At 43.3% G+C, this 1,477-nt stretch carries 1 protein-coding gene and 1 pseudogene; both read left to right on the top strand.

Annotation, left to right across the window (positions count from 1 at the left end):
• The first annotated feature begins 83 nt into the window (after nt 1–83).
• The gene (locus B4K20_RS07260; RefSeq protein WP_286303641.1) at nt 84–1,121 is read left to right on the top strand and encodes a type IV pilus twitching motility protein PilT; all 1,038 of its coding nucleotides are present in this window, start codon (nt 84–86) and stop codon (nt 1,119–1,121) included.
• Between the two features lie 11 nt (nt 1,122–1,132).
• Nucleotides 1,133–1,477 (top strand): annotated as a pseudogene (locus B4K20_RS07265) (type IV pili twitching motility protein PilT); the annotation flags it as partial.

The raw sequence follows: 1,477 nt of genomic DNA on the forward strand, positions 1-1,477 counted from the left end.
GCCTCATAAGGGCGCGATACCTTTATACACATTGCTTAAATTTTCAATTAACTAGACTACACCAAACCGCATAGGAATCGTTGATGGATATTACTGAATTGCTTGCGTTCAGCGCAAAAAACAATGCCTCGGATTTACATGTTTCATCAGGTGAGCCGCCAATGATCCGTGTCGATGGTGATATCAAGCGCATTAACCTGCCAGCGATGGAACATAAAGATGTTCACGCGATGATTTATGACATTATGAATGACAAACAGCGCAAGGACTTTGAAGAGTTCCTGGAAGCTGATTTCTCATTTGAGGTGCCGGGCTTGGCACGTTTTCGTGTCAATGCTTTCAATCAGAACCGCGGTGCGGCGGCTGTTTTTAGAACGATTCCATCCAAAGTACTGAGTCTTGAAGATCTTGGCGCTCCCGACATATTCAAAACTATTGCGGATAATCATCGTGGGATTGTATTGGTGACTGGGCCAACCGGTTCGGGTAAATCCACAACGCTGGCAGGCATGATTAATTATCGAAATGAAAAAGATAATGAACATATTTTAACCATTGAAGACCCGATCGAATTCGTACATCAAAGTAAAAAATGTTTGATCAATCAGCGTGAAGTGCATCGTGATACACATGGTTTTAGTGAAGCGCTTAGAAGTGCTTTGCGTGAAGATCCAGATATCATTCTGGTAGGTGAGTTACGTGATCTGGAGACAATTAGATTGGCGTTGACAGCCGCTGAAACCGGGCATTTAGTCTTTGGTACCTTACATACCTCGTCTGCAGCAAAAACCATTGACCGCATCATTGACGTGTTCCCTGCTGCGGAAAAAGATATGGTGCGTTCTATGTTATCTGAATCATTGCGCGCGGTTATTTCGCAAACATTAATGAAAAAAGTCGGCGGTGGTCGAATTGCTGCGCATGAAATCATGATTGGCACGCCTGCCATCAGAAATCTAATACGCGAAGATAAAGTACCGCAGATGTACTCTGCTATTCAGACGGGCGGCGCTATTGGAATGCAAACGTTAGATCAGTGTTTACAAGATTTGGTCAGAAGACAAAAAGTGACAAAACAGGAAGCATTACCACGTGCTGTTAATAAAGACTTATTCCGTTAAAGAGGTGTGATATGGAAATTGTCACAATTTTAAAAGCCGCTGTGAAACATGATGCTTCAGATGTGTTCATCACCGCTGGTCGGCCCGTCACCTTAAAGGTCAATGGACGTATGGCGACACTCTCACAAGATGCACTGCAGGATGATGAGGCCAGAGATTTAGTATTAAGCACGATGTCTGATGCTCAGAAAAAAACATTTGAGCGTGAAAAAGAGTGTAACTACGCACTGGAGACTAAAGGTGCAGGTCGTTTTCGTATCAGTGCGCTTTATCAACGCAATAAAATTGCCATGGTGATGCGTCGAATTAAAGACGAGATTCCTACTATTGAAGACATCCATGTGCCTCAAGTCATT

Source organism: Methylophaga sp. UBA5088 (genome assembly GCF_002414625.1).
In the GTDB taxonomy this organism is placed as follows: domain Bacteria; phylum Pseudomonadota; class Gammaproteobacteria; order Nitrosococcales; family Methylophagaceae; genus Methylophaga; species Methylophaga marina.

Coding starts and splice junctions, on each gene's coding strand:
- B4K20_RS07260 (WP_286303641.1), top strand. CDS start 84: ATGGATATTACTGAATTGCTTGCGTTCAGCGCAAAAAACAATGCCTCG.